Origin of the sequence: Tepidiforma sp. (assembly GCF_026419595.1) — a bacterium.
In the GTDB taxonomy this organism is placed as follows: Bacteria; Chloroflexota; Dehalococcoidia; order Tepidiformales; family Tepidiformaceae; genus Tepidiforma.
This window is the reverse complement of sequence record NZ_JANZZD010000004.1, coordinates 125,038-145,631: the sequence shown is the minus strand read 5'-3', so window position 1 is coordinate 145,631 and position 20,594 is coordinate 125,038. Positions and strand designations below refer to the sequence as shown.

Here is a 20,594-nt window from a genome sequence, read left to right as displayed (position 1 = left end):
GGGAGGCCGCGGGGGTGGTTAACGACCCCGGGCGGAGATGGCGCGGGCGGCCGCCGATGCGGAGCAGGGGCAGGGTGGCAGGTGACTGCCGTCGGGACTCATCGCGCGGCCTCCTTTCCCGGGAATTTCGCTCATCTCCCTCGACGGTAGCGGCAACGGGGGAAACGGTCGACACCTGTTGGAGGTTACCGGCCGGCGCGGTCCTCGAGGCGGAGGCGGAGGAGCTGGCGGGGCTGGCCGCCGAGGCGGCGCTTGTACTCTTCGTCGCCGCGGAGGAAATCGAACCTGCGGAAGCCGCGCTCGATGGCGTCGCGGATGGCCCACGCTTTGCTGACGAGGCCGGGGGCGAGGTGGGCGAGCGCCGGGTCGTAGCCGCTGTTGTAGAGGAAGACGGCGGCGCCGAACTCGAACGTGAGGGCGGCGCCGGCGGGCCGGCCGTCGAGGGTGGTGAGGCCGAGGCTGAGCTGGCCGCGGGGCGCGAACTCGCGGGCGAGGGCGCGGAAGAAGGCCTCCATCGAGGGCGTGAGGAAGGCGGCCTTGGCGGCGCTGCTGGCGCGCATCAGGTCGAAGAGGAGGTCGAGGCGGGCAGGCACGGCCTCGCCGGCGAGGCGTTCGAAGGCGGCAATGCCGGCGGCTTCGAAGTTCCGGAGCTTGCGGCGGAGTTCGTGGCGGTCGTGTTTCGGGAGGCTGGCGACGAACGCTTCGAAGGTCGCCGGGAGGTCGGCGCCGGGGCAGACGGCTTCGGGTTCGGCGGCGAAGCTCCAGCCCCAGCGCGCGGCGGCGGTTTCGAAGGCGGCCGGCCAGGGGCTGCCGGCGGGGATGCCCCAGGGCTCGAGGACGCGGGTGAGGTCTTCGCGGAGCCATTCGAGGATGCCGGCAGCGACGGCGGGTTCGGCGCCGGGGAGGGCGAGCGGGCCGGCGAGGTCGCGGACATCCGGGTCGCCGAGGTCGCGGGCGCCGGCCGGCTGGAGGTCGAGGGCGGCGACGCCGATGAGCGTTTCGCCGCGGCGGATGGCGAGGAAGACGGGTTCGGCGCCGGCGCCGAAGACGCTGAGCCAGGCGCGGTGCCAGCCGGGGAGATGGAAGGGGGCGGCGCCGGGCACGGCGGCGGCGAGCGCCTCCCATTCGGGGGCGAGGGCGGCGAACTCCTCGGCGGTGATGAGGGACGGGGTATCGAGGCCGGGAGCGTCGTCCATCGGGTCAGCCGCGGAGGCCGTAGGTGCCGGAGCGGGGGCGCTCCTCCCAGAGGCCGCAGGCGGTTTCGGTGTCTTCGAGGAAGGGGCCGACGCATTCGCGGCCGTCGCGGACGATGTGGCGGCAGAGGTTGAGGAGGCCGCGGCCGTGGCGGTAATCGCCCATGGTGACCTGGAGGTAGAGGCAGCGGGCGGCGAGGCGGAGCGGTTCGTGGCTTTCCGTCATCGCGTATGACTTTACCGTCCGGGGCCGGGAGCGTGGAACGGCGCTACGGGAACCGCGAAACGGGCGCCGGGTATCGGGTGTCGGGGAGAACCCGGATGTGCTTGACGGGGCGAAACGCCGTTCGCTACGGATAAGGGAGAAGTTCAGCAGGGAGGGAGGCCGATGGCGGACCCGGAACTGTTGACGCAGGAGATTGCGGGGCTGCGGGAGACGATCCGCGCGCACGACGGCTCGAACGTGGCGACGTGGGCCTTCGCGCGGAAGGTGGACCAGCTGATCAGCGACTTCTACGACGACATCGATGAGCTGACGGCGCTGCGGCTGGGCGACATCCTGGACCTGTTCCTGATCAAGGCGCTGTACGTGAACAGGCGGAGCCGCGACGCGGAGACGCTGACCTACCTGGGGCGGCTGCTGGAGCGGTATCTGCAGGCCTCGGAGCTTTCGCTGGGGCCGGGGCGGGGCTACGTGCCGTACCTCGCGGATCTGCTGAAGGAGACCGCGAACCCGAGCGGGGCGTACCAGAACGCCTTCGAGGCGTACCGGAAGTACGGTGACAACGCGCTGTTCATCTCCGGGGTGTTCCCGGCGAGCCTCGGCCGGAAGCGGGCGGCCGGGCGGATGGGCGGCGCGCCGCACGTAGACCGGCAGTACTTCATCACGCTGGGGCGGCGGTACTACGAGATGGCGGCGCGGCACGACATGGCGGAGTGGGTGCGGCTCCGGGCGACGCTGGAGCGGCTGGCGCGCTTCTTCGAGGTGTACGTGGAGGCGCTGAACGAGATCTCGGACCGGTACGTGATGGGCATCGACATGCAGCTCATCGCGGACAGGATGCTGGACGCCTTCAACCGCTACCGGGAGACGAAGGACGAGCGGCACCTCCAGCTGGCGCGGAAGTATGCAGCGCTCCTGCGGCTCGACGCGCGGAACTGGCCGGCGCTGGCGCGGCTGGAGGGCGGGACGGGACCGGGGCCGGCGTACTACTAGCGCAGTTGGCCGGGCGCGGGGCCGACGCGGCCCGCAACCCGACATGAGGGAGGGGCTGCCGGGATGGCAGCCCCTCCGCGCTGGCGGCCGGGAGCAGCGGCGCCGCGGCCTAGGCCGGGCGGCCCTGCCAGGTCGGGTCGGTCTGGTCGAACCAGGCTTCGGTGACGGCCTGGTGGCTGGTGACGAAGGGGACGATCTCGCCGGTCTTGAAGTAGTTCCAGCGCATGATGCGGGAGACGCCGACGAGGGTGTAGGGGATGCCCGCGCCGTAGTTCTTGATGAGCTCGCGGACGATCTCTTTGTTCATCTCCTGCCGCTTGGCGATGTCGAATTCCTGCATGAGGGCGTCGGTGAGCTGGTCGACCTTGTCGATCTTGACGCCGAACTGCTGGAACTGCGGGTTCTTGGAGTTGTAGCTGAGGAAGTTGAGGAGGGAGGGCTCGGGGTCGGTGATCTCGGTGATCCAGCCGTACCAGATGTTGTTCTTCCCGTTGCCGTACTCCTGCTTCACGATCTTGGTCGTGATGGTGGAGTAGGGCTCGATCTTGGCGGTGAACTTGTTGCCGAGCACCTTCTGGAGCTGGTTGGTGATGAGGGCGGCGCCGCCGGAGTAGAGGCCTTCCCAGATGTCGGGGATGTCGACGATGATTTCGCCGAGAGCGGGACCGCCGCCGGCTTCCCACATCTTCTTCGCCTCGGCTTCTTCCTTGGCGCGGTCCTCGAGGTAGCCGGGGAAGGTGATGAGCTCCTTCTCGGTGATGGTGAAGGCGGCCTGGGTGGGCGGGACGTTGCCGGAGAGGACGGCGTTGCCCTGGAGGAGCGACTGGACGAGGGCACGGCGGTCGAAGGCGCGGAAGATGGCGCCGATGAGATTGGGGTTGTTCCACGGGGCGGCGCCGCCGTAGTAGGTGCCGGCCTGGGGGTTCGCCGAGAACTGCTTGGACTCGGTGATCTTGCCCTGGTAGCGCTTCAGGAGGTCGTCGGCGACGGCGTTCTGGGTGGGCGTGAAGGAGTCGAGCTGCTTCTGTTCGAAGGCGGCGAGCTGGGCCGTCTGGTCGGTGAAGAGGTTCAGATACCGGACGCCGTCCCAGTTGACCTGCCTGTAGAACTTCTCGTTGCGGACGAGTTCGAGTTCGCCTTCGGACTTGAAGGACTTGAGGACCATGCCGCCGGTGCCGATGACGAGTTCGGGCTTGAGGTTGGCGTAGTCCTTTTCGAAGGCGTCGATGGCCTCGGGGGCCTGGACCTTGGCGTAGGCGCCGGCGAGGGTGTTGAGGAAGAACGGATTCGGGCTCTTGAGGGTGACCCGGACGGTCTTCTCGTCGACGACTTCGACCTTGTCGACGACCTGGAAGGCGGACTTGCGGTAGAAGTTCGGGTCGTCGGTGCCGTCGCGGAGCTTGCCGGCGACGTTGCGCTGGATGAACTTGGCGATGTCCTCGGCCTTGGTGGCGCGGCCGTTGACGGGCGGCTTGTCGTGCCAGAAGACGTTGGGCCGGAGGGTGAAGACGATGGTCTGCTTGTCGGGCTGCTCCCACTTTTCGGCGAGCGCGCCGCCGATCTTGCCCTGGGTGTAGCTGTCCCACTGGACGACGCCGAGGTTGGTCCAGCCGAAGAGGGTGGAGACCGGGGTGAAGCGGGAGCGGTCGATGTCGAAGGTGTCCCAGGTGTTGCCGGCGGAGGTGAACTTGGCGATGCCGCCCTTCTGCTTCGCGGCCTGGGTGGGCGAGGCGGCGGCGGTGGGCGAGGCGCCGCCCGCGGGGCGGGTGGCGGTGGGCTGGCCGCCGGAGTCGTCATCGTCGCCGCCGCCGCAGCCGACGAGGCCGAGCGCGGCAGCGCCGACGCCGGTCACGGCGGCGCTGCCGAGCAGGCGGCGCCGCGTGATGCCCTGGCGGGCGAGTCTGCGGGTCCAGTAGTTGTTGCTGTCAGGCACGTTGAGCAATCCCCCTCGTTCGTTCGGCGGGCTCTATAGCTGCCATAGAACCCGCCGCCGCGGAGTATACGCATCATCAGCCTGTTGTCGATGCACCTGCTTAGCGTTCCCTTAATCATTCGGCCCCCGCAGCCAGCCAGCGGGCGAGGAAGGGGTTGGCCGCGCGCTGGATCTCGAGGATGAGGCGGGCCGGCGAGCCGGGCGGGTAGACGGCGAGGTCGTCTTCGTCGCGGCTGGCGAAGAGGGTGGCCGCAGCCTGGAGGCCGGCGTAGACGGCGGCCGCGGCGGCGCCGAGGAGGCGGGCCTCGTCGAGGAGCAGCGGGGCCGGCGCGACGAAGGCGAGGGGGTCGGCGAGGCCCGACCCGCGGACGGCCGGGCTGTGGCCGCGGGCGAGGCCCCAGTGGAGGTGGGGGCCGGTGCTGAGCCCGGTGGAGCCGCAGAGGCCCAGACCGTCGCCGGGGCGGACGGGCTGGCCGGGCGCCACGTCGATGCGGCTGAGGTGGGCGTAGAGGGTGCGCCAGCCGCCGGGGTGGCGGAGTTCGACGGCGCTGCCGAAGACGGGGTCGCCGCTGCGGGTTTCGAGCACGACGCCAAAGGCCGGCGCGCGTACGGGGGTGCCGGCGGGGGCGGCGATATCGGCGCCCGTGTGGCCGCCGGCGTGTTCCGGGATGGTGCGGCTGCCGAATGCCGCGGTGATCGTCCCGGTCATCGGCAATCCGATATAGTTGGCACGTTCGATGAGGGCAGGTCCGAAGGCTGGGGTCTCCATGCCGGGGAGGCTGCCGGGCGGTAGGCCGAGCGCGAAGGGGGCGCTGTCACCGGGGCCGGATTTGGGGAATTCCCTCATAGGCCCGGCCATGGCAGCATCCGACACTTCAGGGATGGGGGAGAAGGCGAGCACGATATGACGGCCCGAGGCCTGACATCCCGCGACCGGGCGGTGCTCCAGGAGCTGGCGGTCATCGCGGCGGGCGGGGGGCCGCTGCCGGAGCGGTTTTCGCGATTCGCCGGGCTGCTGGGCGAGGCGGCGGGCTGCGACCTTTTGACGCTGTTCGTGGCGGAGGGGAGCGGCGACGGCGCACGGGTCGCGGGCTCGTGGCCCGTCGAGCACGAGCCCGCGCTCATCGGGCGGGTGTTGCCGGCGGAGAGCATCGGGCTGGACCTCGCGGGGCAGCTGGCGGCGGGGGCGGCCTTCCCGACGGCGGCGCCGGCCGAGCACCCGGCAGCGGAGGCGCTGGGGCGGCTGGGGTACGGCTCCGGGTGGGTGAGCCCGCTGTTCGAGCGGGGCGAACCGGTCGGGCTGCTCGTCGCCGGGCGGCGCTCGCCTGAGCTGCCGGGCGAGCGCGAGTGCGCGCTCCTGCGCGAGGCGGCGGCGCTGCTGGGCGCGGCGGCTGCGCGGGAACGGGAGCTGCGGGCGGCGAATGCCGCGGCGGCCCGGGCGCGCGCGGCGGCAGAACTGGGCGCGGCGCTGGCACGGGGCGATTCGTTCGAAACGCTGTTCGCTTCGCTGGCGGCGCTCCTGCCGGAGGCGCTGCCGGTCGATTACACGGGCCTCGTACTGCGCGGGCCGGGCGGCTTCGCGCTCGTGGGCGAACACCCGCCGGGGGTACACGCCGGGCGGCCGCCGACGGCCGAGGGGAACGCGTTCATCGAAGGGCTCGCGCGGCGGGGCGATGTGCTGCAGTTCCGGCCGGAAGCGGGGGCGAGCCCGGATGACAGCCTCTCGCTGGCGGGCTACGGCCGGGCGGCGATCGGTGTGCTGCGGGAGGGCAACGAGACGGCGGGCCTCCTCCTCGTGGCGCGGCGGGCGCACCGCCGCTTCGACGACCAGGAGCTCGGCTTCATCGGGCTGCTGCGGGCGCTGCTCTCGCAGGCGCTGACCGGGGATGCGCGGCGGCGGCAGGCGGAGGCCGACGCCTCCCGGGCGCGCGCGCTGAACGAGCTGGCGGCGCACCTCTCGGTCGGCACGCCGCTGGAGCGGGTTTTCGACGACCTGTGTGCGGTGCTGCCGCAGGCGCTGCGCTACGACTGGGTGGCGCTGGCAGCGCTGGAGCCGGACGGCGAGCACCTGCGCGTGGTGGGCACGCAGCCCGCGGGACGGCTGCGGGCGGGGATGACGTTCCCGCGGGCAACGGCGCCGAGCGTCCGGCTGCCGTTCGACGCCGACGGCATCTACCAGTACGCGACCGCGGAGGCGCTGACGGAGTTCGGGCGGCTGGTGGCGCAGGCGGGCTACCGGCGGGGGCTGGCCGCGCTGCTGCAGGAAGGGCAGGAGCTCGTCGGCACGCTCCACCTCGCCCGGGCGACCGATGAGCCGTTCGACGCGCGGGAGCGGGCGTTCATCGCGACGCTGGCGCGGCTGCTCGCGGTGGCGGTGGGGAATCGGCGGAGGCTGCTGGATACGACGCGGGCGTACGAGCGGTCGCGCATCCTGAACGAGCTGGCGCTGCTGTTGAACCGCGGCGAAGGGCCGGAGGCGTTCTTCGAGGCGCTCTCGGCGCGGCTGCAGGCCTCGGTCGATTTCGACGGGCTGTCGCTCTGGGTCGTCGACGGGCCGGACCACTTCCGGGTGGTGGACAGCCTGCGGCGGCGGTCGACGGGACCGGGCTACCGGGCGCGGCGGGACAGCTTCGGCGGGCTCGTCGAACGGCTGAGGGATGCGACCGTGGTGGAGGCGACGATCGAGGAGTTCAGCGGCCCAGTGGCGGAGCGGAACCGGGCGGCGGGCGTGAAGCGCGCGGCGGCGGTGGCGCTCCGGCACGAGGGCGAAGACGAGGGGCTCCTCCTGATGTCGCGGATGAGCGACCGGCCGCTCGAGCCGGAGGAGCGGGCGCACCTCGAGACGGTCGCGGCGCTGCTGGGGCAGGCGATGGCGAACCACCGGAAGGTGCGGGAGCGGGTCGGCGAGATGGTGCGGCGGCAGGCGCTTTCGGAGCTGACGGCGCTGCTGGTGGGTGGGCAGGACGTGCGCGAGCACTTCGACACGCTCTCGCGAATCCTGCTGCAGGGCGTCGGCTTCGACTGGCTGTCGATCACCTACCGGGACCCGGTGACGGGGGAGTACCGGCCGATCCGGTCGCAGCCGCTGGATATCGATGCGGAGCCGAACTTCCGCGAGGCGAGCATCGGGGAGACGGCGGAAGCGGGCGGCATCGTGCAGTACCAGACGCGGAAGAACCCGAACCGGGTGCCGCAGGCGCTGATGCGGGCCGGCTACCGGCGGGCGGCCACGGCGGTCATCAGTTCGAACGAGGGGTACGAGGGGCTGCTGACCATCGGGCGGGTGGAGAACGAGCGGTTCGACGAGCAGGAGCTGGAGTTCATCCGGCTGGTGACGGCGCTCGTGGGGCAGGCGGTGGCGAGCCACCGGGCGCGGCTCCGGCGGGAGCGGCAGGCGCAGCAGGAGCACATCCTGAACCAGCTCGCGCTGTTCGTGAACGACGGCGCGCCGATCGAGGCGCACTTCGAGCGGCTGAGCCGGCTGCTGCTGGCGGTGGAGGGCATCGACCTCGTCTCGATCGCAGCGCGCGACCCGCTCGGCGAACGCTACCGGCTGCTCCGCTCGACCGACCGGGCGGGGGCGGCGCCGGCCTTCGTGGACGACGGCCGGGTGCTGCGGATGCTGGAGGCCGGCATCCGAAGCGCGCAGCTGACGGCCGAGGAGGCGGCGAACGAGCCGGTCGTGCCGGCGGAGCTGTTCGAGGGCGGCATCGGGCGGATCGCCTGCGTGCTGCTGGAGGCGGGGGACGAGCCGGAGGGGGTGCTCACCATCGGCCGGAAGGGAACGCGGCCGTTCGATGCCGATGAGGTGCGGTTCGCGGAGCTCGCGGGGGCGCTCGTCGCCTACGCGATTGCGAACCGGCGGCGGGTCGAGCAGAGCGCGGCGGAGGCGGCAGAGCAGCGGATCATCGCGAAGGCGGCAGCGGCCGCGGCCCGGGAGCGGGAACCGCGGGCGATCGCCGATGCGCTGACCGATGCGGTCGCGGGCTTCATCCCGGCGCCGCTCGTGCGGATCGCCTTCCTGCGGGGGGACGAGATGGAGGTGGTGCGCGACCGGGGCGATTCGGTGCGGATACCCATCGGACCGAGCACGGCGCGGGCGCTCGAGACCGGCGAGCCGGCGGTGCTGGGGCCGGAGGCGCCGGTCCTGTACGAGGTCTCCCGGCAGGAGATGGCGCAATCGGGGATTTCGACGCGGATCGTCGCGCCGGCGCGGGCGGGCGGCGAGACGGCGGGGCTGCTGCTCGTCTTCAGCCGGGATGCGGACTTCCGGGCGGGGGAGCGGGAGGCGCGGCTCGTGCGGCTCATCGCCGATATCGTCGGGCCGGCGCTGGCGAATCTGCAGGCGGAGGAACGGCAGCGGCGGGAGGCGGAGGAGCAGCGGATCATCGCCGAGGCGGCGGCGGCGGTCGCGCGGGAGGTCGACCCGTACGACATGATGCGGGGGCTGCAGCAGACGGCGCGGGCGTTCTTCCCGAAGCCGTTCGCCGCGTTCGGCTTCTTCCGCGACGACCACGTCTGGTTCCCGGGCGGGCCGCTGGGCGAGGTGCGGCTGCCGATCGGACCGGCCTTCGCTCGGGCTCGGGCGGGCGAAACGTTCATCCTGACGGGGGCGCAGGGCGGCACGCCGGAGGCGGCCGAGCAGGTCCGGCGCTTCGGGCTGTGGGCGCACGTGGTGGCGCCGGCGTATTCGCGGGGCGACATCGTGGGGGTGCTGCTGCTGGGCACGCGCGACGAGACGTTCGTGCCGGGCGAGCGGGAGGCGCGACTGGCGCGGCTCATCGCCGATATCGTCGGGCCGGCGATGGCGAACGCGATGGCGGTCGAGCGGGAGCGGCGGGAGGCGGAGGACCAGGCGGTGGTGGCGGCGGCTGCGTCGGCCGTGGCGCGGGAGCACGACCCCCTCGCGATCGTCCATGCGCTCACGTCGGTGGCGCGGCGGTTCGTGCCGCAGCCGTACGTGGCGTTCGGCTTCCTCGACGGGGCGCAGGTGCAGTTCCCGAACCGCGCCGGCGGGGCGACGGCGGTCCAGCTCGGGCCGAACTTCCGGCAGGCGCTCGATGAGGGGGTGGCCGTGGTGCCGCCGGCCGAGCAGCGGACCTCGCCGGGCGGGGCGCTGCCGGAGCTGGAGGCGCTGGGCATCCAGGCGCACATCATCGCGGCCGCGACGTCGGGCGGCCTGCCGGTCGGCCTGCTGGTCATCGGCTCGCGGGATGGGACGTTCGCCCCCGGCGAGCGGGAGGTGCGGCTGGCGCGGCTCATCGCCGACATCGTCGGGCCGGCGATGGCGAACGCGCGCGCGGCGGAGCGGGAGCGGCTGGAGGCAGAGGACCAGCGGCTGCTCGCCGAGATCGCGGCGGTGGCCGCGCGCGAGGCGACGCCGGACGCGCTGGTGGTGGCGCTGCAGCGGCCGCTGCGGCGGCTCGTGCCGCTGCCGATCGTGTCGTTCGGGCTGAAGGAGGGCGACCGCATCCACTTCCCGCTGGGCGATGGGACGGTGTTCGAGACGGAGCCGGACGCCTACGCCCGGACCGCGGAGGAGACCGGCCAGACGCACGCGGACCGGCTGCCGGCGGACCTCGACCCGCGGAGCCCGCTCTGGACGATGGGCGCGCAGGCGGGCTCGACGACGGCGGCGCGGGCCGGGGGGCGGACGATCGGGTTCCTCGTGGTGGCCTCGCGCGACCCGGACTATACGTTCGGCGAGCGGGAGCTGCGGCTGCTGCGGCTCATCGCGCAGATCGTCGGGCCGGCGATGGAGAACGCGCGGGCGGCCCAGCGGGCGCGTGAGGATGCGGAGGAGCAGCGGTTCCTCGCCGACATCGCGGCGGTGGCGACCCGGGCGGCGACGGAGCAGGAGCTGGTGGTGCAGCTGGGGCGGGAGTTCCGCTGGCTGGTGCCAGCGGCGCGGCTGGACCTGCTGATTTTCGACGAGGCGGGGAGCCTCGTGAGCTCGGTGAACCCGGAGGTCCGGCTGCCGGTGGGGTTCGACTACGAGGATGCGCACGCGCCGGAACCCATGGTGCGGACGCCGGCGGAGGCGGTGACGGAGGCCTCGCGTCAGCGCCAGCGCGAGCTGGGCATCGTGCGGAGCGTGAACGCGCGCCTCGCCTCGGGCGGGGTGACGATGGGCGTGCTCTGGCTGGGGACGAGCGACCCGGAGTTCCGGTTCACGGCGCGGCACCTGCGGGTCATCAAGCTGGCGGCGGACATCCTCGGGCCGGCGATGGCGAACCTGCGCGAGCGGCGGAGGCGCATCGAGGAGGCGGAGGAGCAGCGGTTCCTCGCCGATGCGGCGGCCGCAGCGGCGCGCGCGACGGCGGACCGCGAGTTCCTCGAGGGGCTCAGGGCGACGTTCGGGCGGCTGGTGCCCCGCGCGGCCGTCGGCTTCTTCTACATCGAAGGCGAGCAGATCCGGGATGCGGCGACAGGCGACGTGTGGCCGCTGGGGCCGGGCATCCGCAGGGCGGTGGAGATGCGGCAGTCGGTCGACGCGCTCGAGACGCCGGACATCCTGCCCGAGAACCGGGAGCGGGTCAGCGGGAACGGCCTGCGGCGGTGGGTGACGACGGCGGCGGCCTCGGAGGGCGAGACGATCGGCGCGTTCATCGTGGGGACGCGGGATGCCGCGTACCAGTTCACGGAGCGCGACCTGCGGCTCTGCCGGCTGGTGGCGGACATCGCCGGGCCGGCGATGGCGAACTTCCGCGAGCGCCGCCGCCGGCTGGAGGAGGCCGAGGACGAGCGGATCGTCGCGAGCGTGGCCGCCGCGGCTGCGGCGGCGCGGACGGTGGCCGAGGTCGTGAACTTCCTGCCCGCCGCGCTCGGCAGCCGGGTGCCGGGCGCGTATGCGATGTACGGCTTCGTGCGCGGCGAGGCGATCGCCTACCAGGTCACGGACCCGGAGGGACGGCGCATCATCGGGCAGGACGAGCTCGTGATGCGGTTCTCGCCCGTGGGGCGGGAGGCGCACACCGCGGGGCAGGGGGTCGGCGACCTCGCGCCGTACCGGGAGACGTTCTACGGCGAGCTGGGGCTGTGCGCGTACGCGCTGACCTCGTACCACGCTGCGGGCGGCGTCTCCGGGATGCTGATGGTGGCGAGCCGCGACCCGGCGTTCCGGTTCGGGCCGCGCGAGCTGGCGCTGCTGCGGCGGGTGACGGCCGTCGTCGGGCCGGTCATCGATACGGTGACGGCGCAGGCCGAGCGGGACCGGCAGGCGGAGGAGCAGCGGGTCCTCGCCGAGGTGAGCGCGGCGGCCGCGACGGCGCAGGGGCCAACAGCGATCCTCCGGGGGATCACGCCGGCGCTCGAGCGGTTCGTGCCGAGGGCGTTCGCGGCCTACGGGCGGTTCGACGGCGACGAGCTGGCGTGGCCGCACCTGCTCGGAGGCGAACTCCGGCTGCCGGTGCTGCCGCACGAGTCCGAAGCCCGGGCGGTGGGGCAGGTGGTGGTGCCGGGCGAAGCGGTGCCGGCTTCCCACTACGGGCCGAACTTCGGCTTCACGACGGTGAGCTACACGGCGACCTACTCTGCGGGGGCGGCGACGGGGCTGCTGCTGGTGGCGAGCCGGGAGCCGGGGCACGCGTTCTCGGAGCGGGACCTCGGCCTGCTCCGGCGGATCGCGCAGGTGGTCGGCCCGGCCATCGAAGCGGCCATCGCGACGCAGGAGCGGGAGCGGCAGGCGGCCGTCTACGGTCTCATCCTGCGGTCGCTCTCCGAGGCGGTCATCCTCTCGGACCGGACGGGGCGGCCGATCTTCGCGAACGCGCTGGGGCAGGAGATCGTGCGGGCGATCGACCCGGACAAGACGGCGAACGACATCCCGGCGATTGCGGCGCGGCTGCCGGAGGAGCTGCGGGAGCCGTTCCGGCGGGCGTTCGAAGACGGCCTGGGCGCGCGGGGCCGGGCGGAGCTGGCGATCGACGGCGAGGTGCGGCATTTCGACTACGAATTCGTGCCGCTGGACGACCCGCAGATGCGGGTGCTGACGGTGGCGGCCGATGTGACGGAGGAGGTGCGGCGCGCGGCGGAGGAGGCGGCGAACCGGGCGCGGATGGAGCAGGCGTCGCGGCTGGCGGCGCTCGGCGAGCTCATCGGCGGGGTGGCGCACGAGCTGAACAACCCGCTGACGGCGATCCTCGGCTTCGCGGAGGTGCTGGCGCTCTCCGACACGACGGGGCAGATGGGCGAGGAGCTGGCGATCATCCAGAAGGAGGCGCTGCGGGCGCGGAACATCGTGCGCGACCTGCTCTTCATCGCGCGGCCGGGGACGGCGGAGCATGGGCCGGTGGCGATCGCCGACGTGGTGGGCCACGTGCAGCGGCTGCGGGAGCGGCTGTGGCAGGGCGCGGGCATCGAGGTATCGGTCGAGGTCGAGCCGGGGCTGCTGGCGTGGGGGAACGAACACCAGCTGACGCAGGTGTTGCTGAACCTCGTGACGAATGCGGAGCACGCGCTGGAAGGGCGTCCGGTGCGGCAGATCGCCATCGCGGGGTCGCGCGACGAAGCGGGGCAGGTGCGGCTGGCGGTGAGCGACACGGGCTCGGGGATGGACGAGGCGACGCGGGCGCGGATTTTCGAGCCGTTCTTCACGACGAAGCAGGGCGTGGGGACGGGGCTCGGCCTGCCGCTGAGCTACTCGATCATCCGGTCGCACGGGGGGAGCATCGAGTGCCTTTCGGAGCCGGCCATCGGGACGAGCTTCATCATCACGCTGCCGGCGCCGGCGGGCGGCGGGGATGCGGACGCGGCGGCCGAGGCGCCAGCCCCCGCGCGGCAGGCGACGGTGCTGGTCATCGACGATGAGCCGAGCCTGCGGAAGGTGTGCCGGCGGCTGGTGGAGAGCCTCGGCCACCTGTGCCTCGATGCGGAGAACAGCGAGCGAGCGCTGGCGCTCGCGGCGGAGTTCGACCCGGACATCATCCTGTGCGACTACCGGCTGGCTTCGGAGACCGCGGACGCGGTGTTCGAGGGGCTCGAAGCGCAGATGCCGCACCTCATCCCGCGGACGATCATCGCGACCGGCGCGACGACCGATGCGGGGGTGACGGCGCTGGTGGAGCGGTACGGGCTCGAGCTGCTGGCGAAGCCGTACGGGGTGGAGGACATCGCCCGCGTGATCCGGGAGCGGGTCACCGACGCGGACGGCTCAGCAGCGGGCGAGGCTCAGGCGGGCAGCTCGGGCTGACACTGGCGGCAAAAGCTGGTGACGCGCTGGTTGGCGGTGATCTCGGTGATCGGCGTGCCGCAGCGGGGGCAGGGCTGGCCGCCCCGCCGGTGGACGCGGAGGAAGTCGCGCCGCTCCTCGTAGTCGAGGGTGCCGTCTTTCACCATCGCGGCGCGGGCGAGCGGTTCGGCCCAGGCCATGACGGCTCGGGCGGCGCGGAAGAGGCGACGGAGGTCGTCCTCGCTGAGCTTCGTGCGGGGGGTGTACGGGTTGATGCGGGCTTCCCAGAAGATTTCGTCGCTGTACGCGTTGCCGATGCCCTGGACGAAGGCGGCGTTGACGAGGACGTTCTTGATGCCGCCGCGGTATTTGGCGATGCGCTGGAGCCAGGCGGCTTCGTCGAGGGCGGGGTCGAGGAGGTCGGGGCCGCCGTCGGCCCAGCCGGGGATGGCTTCGAGACGGTCGGCGGGGAGGAGGTAGAGCTTCCCCATGAGGCGGTCGTCGGCGTAGCGCAGGGAGCGGCCGGCCTCGACGTCGAGGATGAGGCAGGTCTTCGCGGGGGGCTTCGTGCCGGGGTCGACGTACTGGAAGCGGCCGGTGAGCATGGGGTTGACGGCGAGGACGCGGCCGGAAGCGAGGTCGAACAGGAGGAACTTGCCGCGGCGGCGGAAGGCGGCGAAACGGTCGCCGGGGAGGGTCTCGCGGAATTCGCTGGCGGGGGTGCGGAAGACGACGGGGATGCGGACGGCGGCGGCGGCGATGGTTCGGCCGGCGAGCTGCTCCTGGAAGAAGCCGCGGATCGCCTCCAGCTCGGGGATTTCGGGCACGGGGGGAGTATACGGAGTTGGGAGTTGGGAGGTGGGAGTTGGGTGGCGCGGCTGGTGCCGCGGGGGATGGCTGGCCGGCTGCGCCGGCGGTGGCGCGGGATGCCGCCGCTCCGCGGCGGCGGTGGGGGTGGGGAACGGGGAACGGGGAACCGGGAGGCGGGAGGCGGGAGGCGGGAACGGGGAGGGAGAATAACCTCCAACCTCCAACCTCCAACCTCCAACCTCCAACCTCCAACCTCCAACCTCCAACCTCCAACCTCCAACCTCCAACCGTAGTCGCGGGGCTCCGTCCCCGCGGGGCGCCATGCGCCCAACGGAGGTTGCGGGAACCGGGAAGCGGGAGGCGGGAGGCGGGTGGATGCGAACGTCCGGGTGGGCCTCCCGGCCCTCCGCGGGCGCGGAGGCCCGCGACTACGGGGTTGGGAGGTGGGAGTTGGGAGACGACCTGGCGGAGGGGGATTCTCCCTTTCTCCGTTTCTGCCTTTCTGCCTCCTACTGGACGGTGAGGGTGCGGGGCGGGCCCCAGGGGCCGGGGGCGCTGCCGATGCGGGAGCGGACGCGCCAGGTGTAGACGCCGGGAGCGGGCGGGGTGAAGCGCTGGGCCTGGGCGGCGGAGATGCGGCTGACGATGACGGCGCCGCCGGGAGCGGTGATTTCGAGTTCGTAGCCGGTGGCGCCGGGACAGGCGGACCAGGTGAGGACGACCTCTTCGCCGGCCGCGGCCGGGGCGCCTTCGGCGGGCTGCCAGGGCTGGGGCTCGCAGCGCCAGGTAGATTCGCCGGGGAGCGTGCAGGTGAGGTCGGCATGGGGCATCGCGCCGGCTGCCGGGACGAACCAGGAGACGATACCGCTGCTGGCGGCGGCGACACGCCGGGGTTCGCCGCCGGACCGGGATACGACCCAGAGCGCCTTGGCCGCGCCCTCGGCGAGGACGGCGCCTTCGCCGTCGGGCGACCAGGTGACCATGGCGACGGCGCCGCGGCCCGGCCCCGGGGCGAGGAGGGTGCGGCGATCGCTGCCGTCGGCGGAGGTGAAGACGGCGGCGCCGGCCTCGATATCGATGCGGTCGCCGAGGACGGAGTAGAACTGCGGCGCGCCGACCTGGTAGATGCGGGGCGATTCGGCCGGGTGGAGGGCGATGTCCTCGCCGGTGTCGGTGCGGATGGCGCGCCAGCCGGTGCGGGCGAGCTCGGGCGTGACGTAGGCGATGGTGCGGGCATCGAGCCAGGTGATGGCGGAGACGCCGCCGCGGGTGGCCGGGCAGGCGCGGCCGGGCGGGCCGCCGGCGAGGGGCACCCAGGCGATGCACCCGGCAGTCTCGAGGTAGGCGATGGTGCCGGGGTCGCGGGCAGCGGCAGGAGCGGCGCCGGGAGAGAGTGGGGCAGCGCCCGCGCAGGCGAGCAGGAACGGGACGAGGCCGAACGCGAGGAGCGAAAGCAGCGCCCGCCGGCGTCTCATGGTTCGAGGGTCGCGCGGCGGGCGGTGCGGGGGAGCGGCCGACCGGCCGGGGAATCGGGCGCCGGCCGGCCGCGATCGGGGGTCAGGCGGCTTCGAGCTTCTTCAGGGCGTTGACCAGCGCCGTGGAGACTTTGCTGTAGGGCGAGCCCAGCGCCATGGCCGCTTCGGCCTCGGCCTTCTTGCCGAGGAGCGCGAGCGAGAGGACCTGGGCGGCGTGCTGGTGGAACTCGGCGTGGAGCTTGCGCACTTCTTCGACGCGGGGGTCGCCGGGGAGTTTCGCCTTCGCTTCGCCGTAGATCCACTTGCCGAGGTCGCAGGCGTTGTCGGTCTTGACGACCTCGGGCCGGAATTCGGACTTTCCGGTAGCGGCGGCGTCGCGGAGGCGCTGCTTCCACTGACCGTGGGCGGCAATGGCTTTGAGGATGACATCCTGGCTCATCGACATGAATCCTCCTTAGCGGTCGCTCAGTAGCGGTGTCCTCCGATCGTTTCGGCTGAAACGGTTTCGGACTTGAGGGGGAGTTCGCAGGTTCGATGGGGGCTATGCTTGGCGCACGCTGTGTGTTGGAGGGACGTATGCCGCTGATTCTGAACGGGCTGGAGCCGATCCCGTGGTGGCTGGCGGGCGCGGGGATCGCGTTCGTGACGCTGGCGCTGCTCTGGGTTTCGAGCAACCGGCTGGGGGTTTCGACGGGGTTCGAGAACGTGTGCTCGCTGGTGGTGCGGGCGCCGTATTTCGGGCGGGACGCGATTCGCGGGTCGAACGGCTGGCGGCTCCCGCTGCTGGGCGGGCTGGTGCTCGGGGGGTTCCTGTCGGCGGTGCTGGGCGGCGGCTGGGAGCCGACCTGGGCGCTGGGGATGTTCGACACGGCGATCGGCTGGGGGCCGGCGGGGAAGGTGGCGTGGATGTTCGTCGGCGGGCTGCTCATCGGGTTCGGGACGCGGCTGGCGGGCGGCTGCACGAGCGGGCACGGGATTTTCGGGCTTTCGAACCTGGAGCTGCCGAGCCTCGTGTCGACCGTGAGCTTCATGGCCGCGGGGGCGGTGACGACGAACCTGATCTACCGGGTCATCGTGTAGGGGGCAGGCGATGATGACACTGTTTTATGTCGTTCTGGGGACGCTGTTCGGCTTCATCCTGAGCCGCTCGGGGGCGGCGGATTACGACTACATCCAGGGGATGTTCCTGTTCGAAGAGTTTCAGCTCTACGGCATCATCGGGACGGCGGTGGCGCTGACGGCGCCGGGGCTCTGGCTCCTGAAGCGGTACGGGAAGACGCTGACGGGGAAGCCGCTGGTGGTCGAACGGAAGGCGGGGCACCGGGGGAACGTGTACGGCGGCATCCTGTTCGGCATCGGTTGGTCGATTACGGGGATGTGCCCCGGGCCGGTGCTGGTGAACGTGGGCGAAGGGAAGCTGTATGCGCTGGCGGCGCTGGCGGGGGTGCTGGCGGGCGCGGCGCTGTTCGGCTGCTCGTACCGGGTGCTGACGCGGCCGTTCCGGCTGCCGCCGCTGGCGGTGGGGACGGGAGAGGGGTAGCGCGCGGGAAACTGCTGAGGAGCCTGATCGATAGTAAGGTTGTTGCTATCGGCGGGGGCGAGGTGAAAGGTTGGGTCCGGAACCTTTCGGGTTGGCGCGGCCAGCGGGCGCGGTTGCGGCTGCGCGGGTAGCATCCGGGGAAACGGCGCAACAGGGGTTCGGCGATGGAGATCGGGCTGATGGTGGAGGGCCAGAACGGCCTGACCTGGGAGCGGTGGCTCCACATCCTGCGGCTGGCGGAGCGGCTCGGCTTCCCGACGGTGTTCCGCTCGGACCACTACTTCATCGGGCCGCAGCAGGATTCGCTGGAGGCGTACCTCTCGTTCGCGGTGGCCGCGCGGGAGACGTCGCGCATCCGGTTCGGGCCGCTGGTTTCGCCGGTGACCTTTCGGACGCCGGTCGATGTGGCGCGGATGGCGGCGCAAATCGACCTGCTGAGCGGCGGCCGGTTCGTGATGGGGCTCGGGGCAGGCTGGAACGAGGCCGAGCACCGGGCCTACGGCATCCCGTTCCCGCCCATCGCGGAGCGGTTCGCGCGGCTGGAGGAGGCGATTCGGCTGATGCAGACCGCCTGGCGCGAGGGGCCGGCGAACTTCGCGGGCCGCTTCTACCGGCTCGAAGGCGCGAACCTGCTGCCGAAGCCGGCGCCGGGGCGGCCGCCGATCCTCATCGGCGGGACGGGCGAGAAGAAGACGCTCCGGCTGGCAGCGCGCTATGCGGATGAGTGGAACGCGGTGAACGTCTCGCCGGAGGTGTACGCGCAGAAGGTGGCCGTGCTCGAACGGCACTGCGAGGCGGAAGGGCGCGACCCGGCGACCATCCGGCGGTCGATGATGACGTTCGCGGTCATCGGCCCGGACGAGCGGACGCTGGACCGGGCGACGGAACGGATGATGACGATGTGGGGCGCGCGGCCGGGGACGACGCCAGCGGAGTACCGGGCTGGCCTGCGGGCGCGTGGGATGATCGTCGGCGGGAACGAGGAGGTGCTGGAGGCGCTGGGGCGGTACGCGGCGCTCGGGCTGCAGGAGGTGCAGTTCCAGCATTTCCTGTTCGACGACGACACGGTGCCGGAGTACCTGGCGGCCGAGATCGCGCGGGCGGCGAAGGGGCTGTAACCGGCCGGTCACGGGCGTTCACTTGGCGGCGGGCGGCGGGCCGTTTTGCGCGCGGTTGGCGGGCGGTTTACCCAGCGTTTGCGATGCGGCGGGGGTGTCTCCGGGGCTCCACCGGGGTGTTACCGAACCGGTTTTCGGGGGCCTGTTGGGGCGGGGCCGGGGTGCCGTCTTCGAGAATACGATGCGCTACCTCCAGCCCGTCCCCCGTGCCGACGAAGAAGCCCCGGGCAGCAGCCCCCTGACCGTCGTTTCGCAGGAGCGGCGGCGGGTGCTGTACATCGAGGGGGACGCCTCGCTGGAGGTCATCGTGGCGGCGCTGGAGGCGTGGGGGCTGCGGGTGCGGGCGGAGCGGGAGCGGCAGCAGGCCGCGGGCGGCGGCGGGTCCGCCGAGGAGGGGCGGGCAGAGGCGCGGCGGGACGCAGACGGGATGCCGGCGTGGGTGACGCGGCGGCCGGCGCTGCCGCGGGTGAGCCGGCTGGAGAACATCCTTTCGCCGCTGTGGTTCCCGGCGCGGCGGCCGGTGTCCGGCAACGAGCCGGTCGCGGCGTTCAGCTGGTTCGGCCGGGCGGCGTAGGGGCGGCCCCGGGATGGTTCGCTTCGCCGAGCATTGTCGACGGCTGATGTATTGACAGGCGAAGTCTTCGGGAAAAAATAGGGCGTATTCGCCGGCGCGCTTCGCGCAGGGTGCGGGGCAGGACCGGGCGGCGAATTCGCGACATGCGGCCCGCTCGCCGGCGAGTGGAAAGGAGCGGACGATGGCGCGTTCAGCGAGTCGGCAATGGGTCATCGCGGGGGTCGCGGCGCTGGTGGCAGCGGCGGCAGCGGCGACGGCACTGGGAGCCTTCCGCGGGGGCGATGCGGAGCCGCGGAGGCTGGCGGATGAGTTCCCCTACGCGCAGGAGGGGCAGGCCGCCGCGGGCGGCATCACGCTGCGGCTCACCTCGGCGGATTTCAGCGGAACGGCCACGCTGGTCCGGCTCGAGGCAGAGGCCGGCGGCAGCACCGCGGGCGGGAAGGCGCCGGCCGCGCTCGCCATCCCGCGGAGCGCGGTGCGCGGGGATTTCGCGGCCCTGGCCGCTTCGACGGGCGGCGCGCTCACCGGCGGGAAGCCGGCGCCGCTCATCTTGCGACTCTCGCCAGTGACGGACGCGCACGAGCGGGTGCTCGAGGTCGCGCAGGTGGACCTGTACGCGGCCGACGGGACGGCATGGAGCGTGACGGGGCCGTGGCGGCTGACGGTGCGGGTGCCGGGCGACGTCGACCGGCTGCTGCGGGTGGAGCCGCTGAAGGCGGCCGCAGTGCGGGGCCCGGCAGCGGTGCAGGTGCAGCTCGTCTCGGCGGCCCGCTCGAATACGGAGGTCGAGGTGGTCGTCGCCTTCAGCGGGGGCGCGGTGCCGCTGGACGTGCCGGTGCTGCGGCGGCCGGATGGCGCGACCTTCCCGGGCGCCGCGCTCGAGCGGCTCGGGGACGGGCCGTTCCGGTTCATCTTCCCGCCGGTCGATGGCCCGGTGACGCTGGTGTTCGGGCACATGGCGCTGCCGGCGCCGGCGGGCGCCCCGGCGCACGAGACGGCGGTCGACCTCGGCGCGGTCATCGCGGCGAACGGCCTCGCGGGGCGGCCGGGCGAGTCGGCGGTCATCGGGCCGGCGGCCATCCGCGCGGTGCGGGGCGAGTTCGTGCCGCTCCGCCTGTGGTTCGACGCCGGGCCCGGCGGGAAGACGCGCGCCCAGCTGGAGCTGAGCGGCGCGGCCGAACCGGCGCCCGGCGCACCCGGGCCGGTCGGATGGGTGCTGCTGCCGGGCGGGAAGCAGGTGCCGGTGAACGCCTGGGGCGTCGGCTACCAGCGCGACGGCACGGGGGCGATCGTCGGCGCGGTGACGACGCTTGCCATCGACGTGGACGACGTTTCGGAGCTGATGGGCACGGTGGCCGTGAGCCTCGGCGCGCCCGCGGAGACGGCGGCGGGGCCGTGGGAGGTGGAGCTCGCCCCGGCGGAGTGAGCGGCGGACGTCGTGCTGACGCGCGGGGGACCGGGGAAGGCGGTCTTTCCCGGCGGGTGGCGGCTTTCGATGAACGGCGGTTAACTATCGAGGGCGCCGCGGCGTTGCCATCGATACCGACGATAGCCTTCGCGGCGCCT

Annotated in this window: 14 protein-coding genes; 7 read left to right on the top strand and 7 right to left on the bottom strand. The window is 72.8% G+C overall.

All coding sequences use genetic code 11. The features are described from left to right. Positions 1 to 185: 185 nt before the first annotated feature. Entirely contained in the window at positions 186 to 1,196 is a 1,011-nt protein-coding gene (locus N2041_RS03835) for a GNAT family N-acetyltransferase (protein WP_297675988.1), read from the bottom strand. Between the two features lie 4 nt (positions 1,197 to 1,200). Next, positions 1,201 to 1,419, bottom strand: a complete 219-nt coding sequence (locus N2041_RS03830) for a hypothetical protein (protein ID WP_297675986.1) — start codon at positions 1,417 to 1,419, stop codon at positions 1,201 to 1,203. Between the two features lie 162 nt (positions 1,420 to 1,581). Here N2041_RS03830 and N2041_RS03825 point away from each other — a divergent pair, with 162 nt between their 5' ends. Next, on the top strand, positions 1,582 to 2,409 hold the full coding sequence (locus N2041_RS03825; RefSeq protein WP_297675984.1) for a hypothetical protein: 828 nt from the start codon (positions 1,582 to 1,584) through the stop codon (positions 2,407 to 2,409). A gap of 109 nt (positions 2,410 to 2,518) precedes the next feature. On the opposite strand, the gene N2041_RS03820 is transcribed toward N2041_RS03825, so the two are convergent. After that, complete coding sequence (locus tag N2041_RS03820; protein ID WP_297675982.1) at positions 2,519 to 4,342, bottom strand: ABC transporter substrate-binding protein; 1,824 nt, start codon at positions 4,340 to 4,342, stop codon at positions 2,519 to 2,521. Between the two features lie 115 nt (positions 4,343 to 4,457). After that, positions 4,458 to 5,111, bottom strand: coding sequence for a M23 family metallopeptidase (locus N2041_RS03815; protein WP_297675979.1), 654 nt, complete (start codon positions 5,109 to 5,111; stop codon positions 4,458 to 4,460). A 135-nt stretch (positions 5,112 to 5,246) separates the two neighbouring features. Between N2041_RS03815 and N2041_RS03810 the strand changes: the two genes are divergently transcribed. Beyond that, positions 5,247 to 13,532, top strand: a complete 8,286-nt coding sequence (locus N2041_RS03810; RefSeq protein WP_297675977.1) for a GAF domain-containing protein — start codon at positions 5,247 to 5,249, stop codon at positions 13,530 to 13,532. Here N2041_RS03810 and N2041_RS03805 read toward each other — a convergent pair. From N2041_RS03805 to N2041_RS03795, 3 genes are all read right to left on the bottom strand, one after another. Next, positions 13,511 to 14,338, bottom strand: coding sequence for a DNA-formamidopyrimidine glycosylase family protein (locus N2041_RS03805; RefSeq protein ID WP_297675975.1), 828 nt, complete (start codon positions 14,336 to 14,338; stop codon positions 13,511 to 13,513). The genes N2041_RS03810 and N2041_RS03805 overlap by 22 nt on opposite strands. Positions 14,339 to 14,830: 492 nt before the next feature. Next, positions 14,831 to 15,796: a hypothetical protein gene (locus N2041_RS03800; protein WP_297675973.1), complete on the bottom strand. Its 966-nt coding sequence runs from the start codon at positions 15,794 to 15,796 to the stop codon at positions 14,831 to 14,833. Between the two features lie 82 nt (positions 15,797 to 15,878). Further along, on the bottom strand, positions 15,879 to 16,241 hold the full coding sequence (locus N2041_RS03795) for a CZB domain-containing protein (RefSeq protein ID WP_297675971.1): 363 nt from the start codon (positions 16,239 to 16,241) through the stop codon (positions 15,879 to 15,881). A 131-nt stretch (positions 16,242 to 16,372) separates the two neighbouring features. Here N2041_RS03795 and N2041_RS03790 point away from each other — a divergent pair, with 131 nt between their 5' ends. From N2041_RS03790 to N2041_RS03770, 5 genes are all read left to right on the top strand, one after another. Further along, entirely contained in the window at positions 16,373 to 16,876 is a 504-nt protein-coding gene (locus N2041_RS03790; RefSeq protein ID WP_270057524.1) for a YeeE/YedE thiosulfate transporter family protein, read from the top strand. 10 nt (positions 16,877 to 16,886) lie between these two features. Further along, positions 16,887 to 17,336: a DUF6691 family protein gene (locus N2041_RS03785; protein ID WP_297675966.1), complete on the top strand. Its 450-nt coding sequence runs from the start codon at positions 16,887 to 16,889 to the stop codon at positions 17,334 to 17,336. Between the two features lie 164 nt (positions 17,337 to 17,500). Continuing rightward, the gene (locus N2041_RS03780) at positions 17,501 to 18,454 is read left to right on the top strand and encodes an LLM class F420-dependent oxidoreductase (protein WP_297675964.1); all 954 of its coding nucleotides are present in this window, start codon (positions 17,501 to 17,503) and stop codon (positions 18,452 to 18,454) included. Between the two features lie 181 nt (positions 18,455 to 18,635). Beyond that, positions 18,636 to 19,028: a hypothetical protein gene (locus N2041_RS03775; RefSeq protein WP_297675963.1), complete on the top strand. Its 393-nt coding sequence runs from the start codon at positions 18,636 to 18,638 to the stop codon at positions 19,026 to 19,028. Positions 19,029 to 19,209: 181 nt separating this feature from the next. Further along, positions 19,210 to 20,454 carry a hypothetical protein gene (locus N2041_RS03770; protein WP_297675961.1) on the top strand — a complete coding sequence of 415 codons (1,245 nt, stop codon included), beginning with the start codon at positions 19,210 to 19,212 and terminating at the stop codon, positions 20,452 to 20,454. The last annotated feature ends 140 nt before the right edge of the window (positions 20,455 to 20,594 follow it).

What these genes read in the sequence shown, in the direction of transcription:
- N2041_RS03795 (WP_297675971.1), bottom strand. Translation starts at nt 16,241, where the DNA reads ATGTCGATGAGCCAGGATGTCATCCTCAAAGCCATTGCCGCCCACGGT.
- N2041_RS03780 (WP_297675964.1), top strand. Translation starts at nt 17,501, where the DNA reads ATGGAGATCGGGCTGATGGTGGAGGGCCAGAACGGCCTGACCTGGGAG.
- N2041_RS03830 (WP_297675986.1), bottom strand. Translation starts at nt 1,419, where the DNA reads ATGACGGAAAGCCACGAACCGCTCCGCCTCGCCGCCCGCTGCCTCTAC.
- N2041_RS03810 (WP_297675977.1), top strand. Translation starts at nt 5,247, where the DNA reads ATGACGGCCCGAGGCCTGACATCCCGCGACCGGGCGGTGCTCCAGGAG.
- N2041_RS03800 (WP_297675973.1), bottom strand. Translation starts at nt 15,796, where the DNA reads ATGAGACGCCGGCGGGCGCTGCTTTCGCTCCTCGCGTTCGGCCTCGTC.
- N2041_RS03775 (WP_297675963.1), top strand. Translation starts at nt 18,636, where the DNA reads ATGCGCTACCTCCAGCCCGTCCCCCGTGCCGACGAAGAAGCCCCGGGC.
- N2041_RS03825 (WP_297675984.1), top strand. Translation starts at nt 1,582, where the DNA reads ATGGCGGACCCGGAACTGTTGACGCAGGAGATTGCGGGGCTGCGGGAG.
- N2041_RS03770 (WP_297675961.1), top strand. Translation starts at nt 19,210, where the DNA reads ATGGCGCGTTCAGCGAGTCGGCAATGGGTCATCGCGGGGGTCGCGGCG.
- N2041_RS03835 (WP_297675988.1), bottom strand. Translation starts at nt 1,196, where the DNA reads ATGGACGACGCTCCCGGCCTCGATACCCCGTCCCTCATCACCGCCGAG.
- N2041_RS03815 (WP_297675979.1), bottom strand. Translation starts at nt 5,111, where the DNA reads ATGGAGACCCCAGCCTTCGGACCTGCCCTCATCGAACGTGCCAACTAT.
- N2041_RS03785 (WP_297675966.1), top strand. Translation starts at nt 16,887, where the DNA reads ATGATGACACTGTTTTATGTCGTTCTGGGGACGCTGTTCGGCTTCATC.
- N2041_RS03790 (WP_270057524.1), top strand. Translation starts at nt 16,373, where the DNA reads ATGCCGCTGATTCTGAACGGGCTGGAGCCGATCCCGTGGTGGCTGGCG.